The organism is Paenibacillus sp. AR247, from assembly GCF_002968895.1.
Classification (GTDB): Bacteria; Bacillota; Bacilli; order Paenibacillales; family Paenibacillaceae; genus Paenibacillus_AQ; species Paenibacillus_AQ favisporus.
Genome location: NZ_PCZT01000024.1, coordinates 59,587 through 68,313, shown reverse-complemented (window position 1 = coordinate 68,313; position 8,727 = coordinate 59,587). Strand labels below are relative to the sequence as shown.

The window sequence follows — 8,727 nt, the reverse complement described above, 5'->3', positions numbered from 1 at the left end:
AAAGTGATCGGTATTTTCCTGGTCGGGATCGTGCAAATTGCAGTGTTTGGCGTCGTAGTCGGGGCGAATCTGATGCTGCCGCATAACCAGGACATTCTGCAAGGATACAGCCTGAGCATCTCGGATATTAACCTGCCGGTGCTGTTCTACGGACTGCTGTTCTATATTCTCGGTTACTTCCTGTATGCGGTGCTGTACGCGGCCATCGGATCGATTGTCAGCCGTACCGAGGATCTCGGCCAGGCCGTGATGCCGATTACGATGCTGGGTCTGGCCTCGTCTACATCGGATTGTTCAGCATTACTGCATCGGGCAGCATGCTGATCAAGGTGACGAGCTTCATTCCGTTCACCGCTCCTACCGCGATGCTTGTGCGGATCGGGATGGGGACGGTGCCGACCTGGCAGATCCTCATATCGCTCGTTTTGCTGCTGGTGTCCATACTGTTTTTTGGCTGGCTGTCCGCAAAAATCTACCGCACTGGCGTCCTGATGTACGGCAAGCGCCCATCCATCAAAGAGCTGCGCAAGGCCATGAAAGCTTACAAGATTTAGGCACGGATCTAACTTGATAAGTTATAAGGAGAGAATCGGCATGAGTAAAAAGGCTTTTCCATACGTCATCGCGGCAGGCATGCTGCTGATCGTCGGTCCGCTGGCCCTGAGGCATACGGGTGTGGCATTAAACGACTTTGCGGACGGCCTGCTGACTGGGGCGGGAATGGGCTGTATGCTGCTGGCGCTGATCAAGATGCCGCGGAAGACGGTAGAGCAGTAACAGCCCAGTCTATAAACTACAATAAGGGGAACCTCTAAATGAAAAGTTGGAAACGAACGCTCTTATCTCTTATGATTTCCGCAGGGATGCTCGCTACGGCGGCTCCGGCCATGGCTGCTCCACAGCAGCCGGAACTGAAGGTCAATAACAAGACCATCGATTTTGCCACGAGTGCACCTATTGTCGATCAGGGCACTACGCTGGTTCCGCTGCGCACGACGCTTGAAGCGCTAAACGTAAAGCTGACCGATGTAGAGAACGGAACCATTCATGCCGTTGCGGGTGATCAGAAGATCACGCTGAGCAGCAAGACGAAACAGGTTAACGGCGTGACTTACGTGCCGGTCCGGACCATTGGTGAAGCCGCCGGTTACACGGTCTATTGGGATCCGGCAACCCGCACGGTATTCCTGCTCTCGAAAGAGACGAAGGAAGCCGGCCGCGGCTTCATGTGGGAAGTGCAAAATAACGGGAACACGGTGTACCTGGTAGGGTCTATGCATATTGCGGACGACAGCTTCTACCCGCTTCGCCCGGAATTCGAGCAGGCCTTTGCCGAAGCCGATTATTTGGGCGTTGAGATTGACCTCAGCAAGGCAGCCGACGAAGAGCAGCAGAACATGATCATGAAGCTCGGCATGTACCAGGACGGCACGACGCTGAAGGACCATGTGTCCAAAGATACCTATGCAAAAGTGGGGGACATTCTGGAGCAAAACGGAATGAAACGAGATGCACTGGATGCATTCAAACCATGGGTCGTGGAGACGACCATCAGCAGCCTGAAATCGGTCATGGCCGGATACGAGGCAACGGAAGGCATTGACCTGTACTTCATTCAAAAGGCGCTGGAGCGCAAAATTCCGATCGTGGAGCTGGAATCCTACGAGTCCCAACTGAGCATGTTCGATCAGTTCTCCAAAGAGCTGCAGGAGAAGAACCTCAATGCAGCACTGGACAATTTCGACGTCCTGGACGACGGCGTTGACCAAATGGCGGACATGTGGAAAAAAGGGGACGAAAAGGCGCTGCTGGAGCTGACGAACAGCATGGCAGGAGACGCGGAGTATAACAAAGCGATGCTGATCGACCGCAACATCGGCATGGCCGATAAAATCGACGGATACCTGAAAAGCGACAAGAAAGCAGAGTACTTCATCGTCGTCGGCGCAGCCCACTATCTGGGTGAACATGGCGTGATTAAACTGCTCGAGGATAAAGGTTATACGGTTGTACGTAAATAATCACCCTGTAATGCGTGTTTCATGCGGCGACATTACCGGTTAGCCGGTTATTCTGGAAAAGAAAAAACTTAAGCTGGGGACTCCTGCGTCCCTACTGGCTTAAGTTTTTTTATATACCTATTTGACCTGTTCATCTGTGTTATCCCTTAAAGGCAGTGTCAGATGAAATGTAAACAATCGATTCCTATGCTGGAGCGTCAAAGTTCCTCCGTGAAGCTCCACAATGTTCCGGGCAATGGAAAGGCCAAGACCGGCGCCGGATTGAATGCCTTCGCTGCTTCGGGAATGGTCTACCTTATAAAAACGTTCGAAAAGTTTATGTTCTTGTTCTTCGGTAAGAGGGTTCCCTTTATTTTCGATTTCAATGATGATATGCCGATGATCCGACTTCATCATGACGCGCACGGTCCCCGGTTTTTCCGAGTATTTCAAGGCGTTCATCAGCAGATTATCGATGGCTCTGGCTATCTTTTCACTGTCAATGAGGGTAGTAGCAGGAGAGCTGCCAATCTCTTTCACGATAGTGATTTCATTCTCCTGGGCAATCGGCTCGAATTCAAAAAGCAGCTGATCGAGAAGCTGGAATATATCGATCGGTTTTAAGTCGAGGCGAGGCTCAGTTGAGGTCAGCCGGGTATACTCAAACAGATCATCGAGCAGTTTTTTTAAATGCACAGCCTTGTTATAAGTGTTTTGCACAAACCGCGTATACTCGTCTTGATCCTGGAAGGAATTTGTTCTTAAAAGCTCGATATAGCCGATAATGCTCGTAAGCGGCGTACGCAAGTCGTGGGAAATTCCCGTGATCATCTCCATCTTGGAGTTCTCCAGTTCCCGCTCCTTTTCAATCTGCTGCTGCAAACGCTGCGCCATCAAATTGATGTTGTGCGCAACCCTTCCGAGCTCGTCTTTCCGATTCACATCCACACGATAATTTAAATCGCCCTCAGAAATCTTTTGCAGTCCGTGTTCCAGATGAACCAGGTCTTTCACGATCCGCCGTGTCAACATAAAAAAGGTAAGGATAAAGATGATAAAAAAGAGGGGGGTAAGAAAGTAAGGAAAGATATCTCGGAGTACGTTCCATTTCAATATCTTTAAGAATAATAAAATGCAGAAATCATTTATGGCCGTAGCGATGATAAAACTGAGCACCATACGGATTAAAATATGGATTTGGATCTTCTTCTTCCTTTTTGGCTCCTGTCCATGTTCATTCAATTTTATAGCCAACTCCCCAAACGGTTTTAATGTATTTTGGCTCTCTTGGGCGATCCTCTATTTTTTCCCGTAAATTGCGAATATGAACCATCACGGTATTGTCCGAATAGCCGTACGGCTCTTTCCAGACGCTTTCGTAGATCTTCTCGGAGCTGAATACCTGCCCAGGATGAGTCGCGAGCAGCTCCAGAATGGAAAACTCCAGAGGTGTCAGCGAAATGTGGTTCCCTTTTAAGGTGACGGCATGTTTAGCCTTATCTATGACAAGGTCTTTAAGGATGATCAGAGAATGAAACTCCTCTTTTCCGATTAAGGATTGCCGCCGCAGTTGAGCTTTGACCCGGGCAAGCAGTTCCAGCGGATTAAAGGGTTTGACCATGTAATCATCCGCTCCGGTCGTAAGTCCCGTAATTTTATCGATATCTTCTTCTTTGGCTGACAGCATGATGATGGGGGTGCTGGATATTTCCCTGATTTTCATGCAAGCTTTAATCCCATCCATTCGCGGCATCATCACATCCAGGATGACCAGATGAACTGGGGTTGTTTGGATGATACTCAGCGCTTCCAGACCATCTGCCGCCTCCAGGACATGGTATCCTTCATTACGCAAATAAACGTGGATGACGTCTCGAATTTCCGGATCGTCGTCTACGACAAGTACGGTGTTCATGGTATGCTGCTCCTTTTTTTCGGATTACGGATCCTACAGCCGTTCAACATTTGCGGCCCATATTTATTTTACATAACTGGTTGGCTGAAACCAATTTCCAAGCTGATCCGGCGCCAAGATGTTTTACAGCATCTCCTTTTTGCGGCAGGTGTAAACAAAAGCCGGAGGGAAGTTGAGGGGGACAAGCTCGATGTTTTCAATGGTGAATGCCTTGGCAAACTGCTTTTTCATTTGCAGGGAGTACTGGAAAGCGACAAAAACGCCTCCTGGTTTTAGTGCCTCAACCATTTGATGAAGCAAGGTTTCGCGCATTTCACTCGTGAAATTAAAAAACGGTAATCCGCTGATAATACAGTCAAGCTGGCCGATGCCTTCTTGATGGATGGTTTTAACGAGCTGGCAGGCATTCGAATAACACGGGAAATCCGGGTACTCGATCCTTAAGTTATTTCTCATCTTTTTATCTCTTTCGAATAATAACACTTTTGCAGATTCATGTAACTGCGGCTTTATGAAACGTGTGATCGCGCCTGTACCTGATCCGAGTTCCGCAACTGACTTTACCTCGTTCCAGGGTACGGACTGAACCATTTTAGCGGCAAGGAAGCGGGAACTCGGGATGACGCTCCCTACCCGTTTGGGCTCTTTAAAAAATCCCTGTAAAAATAGCAGATGTTCATTGATGTTCAAGCGGTGTTCCCCCCAATAAAGTGATTAGACAGTTATGAAAAGTTATGATTCATCAAGCTGTATCGCTTGTTGTTAGCATGAACCATCATAACGAAAAAATCTGAGGACTTTATGGGGGGAAATCTAAAGAAAATCTGAAGATTGCAAAGAGGGCGTTATTTCGCCCAATGCTCTCCGGTATCCTTTGTTGTATAAATGTATGTCCGGGTCTCCGAATCACTTACGAATTCTACGGCCAGGCTTCCAGTCTTGCTGTCGGCAGCATCGAATTGAGGCGGGGACACGTTTCCGTATTTAAACCCTTCAGGGATGTCGATGTTTTGCAGGACCCAGCTTTTGCCCCCATCTGTCGTTCTGTATAGAGGGACGGTTACGCTGCCGTGGTAGCTTGCGGCAATCCAGCCATGCTGGGCATCAGCAAAAGTAACGCCGGATATATAACCATCAACCTTATCGGACACGTCGGAAACAAGTGAAAAGGATTGTAATTCGTTGTCTGAAAGGTACAGTTTCTTCGTCATTAACCCCGCGCCAGGATCGGAAGTAAGCAAGAGCCAAATCTGATTCTTCCCGCCTGTTTTAGCCATCGCCACAAAAATATGATGTTCGGTCATTTTTTGATTGATGTCGGGGTCCAGCTTCCATGCGGACGATTTCCAGTTTGCTCCCCGATCCGGACTGTAAAAGGTCAATAAGCTGGCTTGGCCGCCTTGAAGGGCTGAATAGATAAACCAACCTTCAGAGCCTGTTGCATGGGCATAAATCCGTTCGGCTTTCTCCGGCACTTGGGCTGGTTCAGGGAAATCCTCGGCGGCTCGAGCTGTTGGTTCACTGCTGCTGTTGTCTTTTGTCGTACTTGTTTCTGCTGTGGCATCATCCAGAGTGCCCGAATTGGCATTCTCTAACGAATTTGAATCAGGCGGGCCTTGTTCACTTAGCTTAACTCCGGTTTCGTGTACAACAGCCTCTTGGGGATGAGTTCCGGGATGATCCGTCCTCTGGGAGCAGCCAATAATTCCGGAAAGGAGAGTCATGGTCAGAGCAAGTTTAGATAAACGCGGCATCTACATACCTCCTTTTTTAGCGATTATATCCAATGGATGCTCTGAACAAGTAACAGGATGATCATAAAGTTTTAATTTGACATGATTTTTCTGCTGTATTTTTCGGGTATTTTTTGTTATCCGCGGTAAGGTAAAATTCAAACCATCTATGCAGATCTCATACAGAGGTGAACCCATGAAATATGATAACCCGGTCATCAAAGGGTTTTATCCCGATCCCAGTCGTTTGCAAGGTGAACGATACCTATTATCTCGTTTGCAGCGTTTGCAAGGTGAACGATACCTATTATCTCGTTTGTCAGTTCGATGCAGTATTTTCCCGGCGTCCCNCTTTTTGAAAGCAAGGATTTGATCAACTGGACCCAGATCGGTCATTGTCTGACGCGCAAGAGCCAAATTCAGCTGGACAAGGTCAACAGCTCGGGCGGTGTATTTGCTCCTACCCTGCGGTATAACAGCGGACGATTCTACATGACCACAACCAACGATACGACGCGCCAAAACTTCTATGTATGGACGGACGACATCTATGGAGAATGGTCGGACCCGATCGGTGTGGATCAGGGCGGGATCGATCCGGATTTGTATTTTGAAGACGGCAAAGCTTATTTTATGAGCAACGGCGTAGACGATGAAGGCATCGGCGGCATCGTGCAGTGTGAAATCGACATCGAAACCGGACGGAAGCTGACGCCAAGCCGCTCCATCTGGCAGGGGACGGGAGGACGCTATCTCGAAGCCCCGCATTTATACAAAATCGACGGACGCTATTATTTAGTGGCCGCAGAAGGGGGCACCGAGTTCGGCCATATGGTGACTTACGCGCGGGGAGATTCTCCTTCCGGACCGTTTGAACCGTATGCACATAACCCTGTGTTAACCAACCGGAATATGGGCGGCTATGAAGTGCAGGCAGTCGGCCACGGCGATCTCGTTCAAGACGAGAAAGGAAACTGGTGGCTGCTTCACCTCGGATTCCGGCAGATGGGACAGTGGATTCCTTATCATCATCTAGGGCGCGAGGTATTTTTGACACCGGTTACGTTCGGAGAGGACGGCTGGTTCACGGCAGGACATCATGGCACGACACTGTCGTCCTTTGAAACCGACCGCATTCCGGATGAAGTCGTTCAGCAGGAGAAGAAGCGCTATACTTTTGAAAATATGGAATGGGGCAAGGACTGGTGCTATTTGCGCCATCCGGAAATAGGCAACTACTCGTACGAGCATGGTATGCTAGAGCTGAGAGGAACCGAGATAACGCTCGATCAAGCGGATTCTCCCACTTTCATCGGGATTCGCCAAAGAGATTTTGAAGCGGTGATTTCCTGCGACATAAGCCTCACTCAAGGCGAGGCCGGCATTACACTCTATATGGACGAGAACCATCATTACGATTTCGCGATACGTCAAGGCAGAATCGGGTATGAGGTCATTGAGCGCCTGAATGTTGGGGATATCAAGTCCATCGAGAAGGCTGTCGATTTGAATAATAGCAGCCGCGCCTCCCTGGTGATCCAGGTCAGCCCTACGCACTACCGGTTCCTTCTGCGAGCGGACGGCCAGGAAATACAGCTTGGCACCGCACAGACGAAATACCTTTCTTCCGAAGTAGCGGGAGGATTTACAGGTGTCATCATCGGTTTGTACGCATGCGGCAAAGACGCTGCTGCCCAATTTACGAATTTCACATGCGAATATCTATAATTTTTAAATCGATAGGGAGGGCCGTAAGGTTCTCTATCTATTAAAAAACCGACGTGAGAACGTCGGTTTTTTGCTTTTTAAATGCGTCGTCACAGCCCTCTTTGGGACACGGAAGCGCCGGCATGCACCGACGTCGAACGGCGCGGAATAAGGCGGGTTGGCAGCTTGATCTGCCTGTACCCGGGTGCGTCGTTCTCGATCTGCTCGATAATGAGCTTTCCGGCCTCCCGGCCCAATTCCCGTTCCTGCTGCACCACAGCCGTCGGGGGAACGATGCTGAAATCGGGGTATACGACGTCGTCAAAGAAGACCACTGAGAGATCCTCGGGTACCCGCAGTCCCATATCCAAGGCAGCCTGGATGACATGCGGGCTGAAATTCGAAGAAAGGGCCGCGGTCATATGCCGGTTGGCCTGCAAAAACTGCTGGATCATCTCGATGACCTCTTCGTCGCTATTGTCCATCCCCAAACGGGTCATCTGCAGGCTGCGGTCGATGAGAATGTGGCGGTCTTCCAGTGCCTGCTCGTATCCGGCTAGCCGATCTTCAATACTCGAGGTTCCTTCCGATTTGGTGGAGATAAATCCGATATGCCGATGCCCCAGATCGTACAAGTGCTGTACGGCCTGTTGGCCTGCTTCGTAGTTGTTGGAGCTGACCGAGTTGGTCTCCACTCCTTTCAGCAGCCGGTCTAACAGCACTAGCGGAAATCGATTCAGTGTCAGCGACAGAATTTCGTTATTGTAATTTTCGCCTTCTACGGGATAGATGATCAGTCCGGCGACGCCGGCCTGCTTCATCTCGCGTATTTTCTGGATTTCACACTCCTGGGAGTCATTCGTTTTGGAAAATAGCAGATGATAGCCTTCCTCCGCTAAGGAATCCTCAATACCGCTGAGCAAATTGGCGGTAAAACGGTTGTCCAGGCGGGGCAGCAAAAAGCCGACGGACTTGCTTGACGGCAGTGCCGCTTCGGTCGACAGCGGGGGAAACAGAGCTTCCGTTCTTTGTTCCGACACGAAGGATCCTTTTCCCTGCATGCGGTATACGATGCCTCTGTCCACGAGGTCGGACAGCGCATTCTTGACCGTAATCCGGCTTACTCCGAATTGATCCGAGAGCTCATTCTCCGAGGGGATGCGGCTCATCGGCTTCCAGTTCCCGCTGCGGATCTGCTCCAGGATATAATTTTCGATCTTTTTATACATGGGAGTAAACTTTTTCGTCATGTTTGGCGCTCCATTCGAGAATAGGTCTGTTTAAAATATATTACAATTATCCAACCCGAACAAGTATAAAATACAAGTTATTATATCGAATGGTATGTTTTTATATTTCCTTTCCTAAATCA

General features: G+C 49.3%; 8 protein-coding genes and 1 pseudogene. 4 read left to right on the top strand and 5 right to left on the bottom strand.

Features of this window, described 5'->3' with window-relative positions:
- The 3 genes and pseudogenes from CPT76_RS31075 to CPT76_RS31065 all read left to right on the top strand — a co-directional run.
- Positions 1-554, top strand: a pseudogene (locus tag CPT76_RS31075) (ABC transporter permease); the annotation flags it as partial.
- A gap of 40 nt (positions 555-594) precedes the next feature.
- Complete coding sequence (locus CPT76_RS31070) at positions 595-777, top strand: hypothetical protein (protein ID WP_105445636.1); 183 nt, start codon at positions 595-597, stop codon at positions 775-777.
- Between the two features lie 38 nt (positions 778-815).
- Positions 816-2,021: a TraB/GumN family protein gene (locus CPT76_RS31065; protein ID WP_105445635.1), complete on the top strand. Its 1,206-nt coding sequence runs from the start codon at positions 816-818 to the stop codon at positions 2,019-2,021.
- Between the two features lie 117 nt (positions 2,022-2,138).
- Here the strand turns inward: CPT76_RS31065 and CPT76_RS31060 are convergent, their stop codons facing one another.
- The 4 genes from CPT76_RS31060 to CPT76_RS31045 all read right to left on the bottom strand — a co-directional run bounded on the left by CPT76_RS31060 (position 2,139) and on the right by CPT76_RS31045 (position 5,669).
- Positions 2,139-3,242, bottom strand: a complete 1,104-nt coding sequence (locus CPT76_RS31060; protein ID WP_105445634.1) for a sensor histidine kinase — start codon at positions 3,240-3,242, stop codon at positions 2,139-2,141.
- Positions 3,235-3,915 carry a response regulator transcription factor gene (locus tag CPT76_RS31055; protein WP_105445633.1) on the bottom strand — a complete coding sequence of 227 codons (681 nt, stop codon included), beginning with the start codon at positions 3,913-3,915 and terminating at the stop codon, positions 3,235-3,237. Before CPT76_RS31055 ends, CPT76_RS31060 begins: the two co-directional genes overlap by 8 nt.
- Before the next feature lie 123 nt (positions 3,916-4,038).
- Positions 4,039-4,605, bottom strand: a complete 567-nt coding sequence (locus tag CPT76_RS31050) for a class I SAM-dependent methyltransferase (RefSeq protein ID WP_105445632.1) — start codon at positions 4,603-4,605, stop codon at positions 4,039-4,041.
- A 155-nt stretch (positions 4,606-4,760) separates the two neighbouring features.
- On the bottom strand, positions 4,761-5,669 hold the full coding sequence (locus CPT76_RS31045; RefSeq protein WP_105445631.1) for a WD40/YVTN/BNR-like repeat-containing protein: 909 nt from the start codon (positions 5,667-5,669) through the stop codon (positions 4,761-4,763).
- Positions 5,670-6,017: 348 nt separating this feature from the next.
- Here CPT76_RS31045 and CPT76_RS31040 point away from each other — a divergent pair, with 348 nt between their 5' ends.
- The gene (locus CPT76_RS31040; protein WP_258169003.1) at positions 6,018-7,376 is read left to right on the top strand and encodes a glycoside hydrolase family 43 protein; all 1,359 of its coding nucleotides are present in this window, start codon (positions 6,018-6,020) and stop codon (positions 7,374-7,376) included.
- A gap of 89 nt (positions 7,377-7,465) precedes the next feature.
- On the opposite strand, the gene CPT76_RS31035 is transcribed toward CPT76_RS31040, so the two are convergent.
- Positions 7,466-8,605 carry a GntR family transcriptional regulator gene (locus CPT76_RS31035; protein ID WP_105445630.1) on the bottom strand — a complete coding sequence of 380 codons (1,140 nt, stop codon included), beginning with the start codon at positions 8,603-8,605 and terminating at the stop codon, positions 7,466-7,468.
- Positions 8,606-8,727 lie beyond the last annotated feature (122 nt).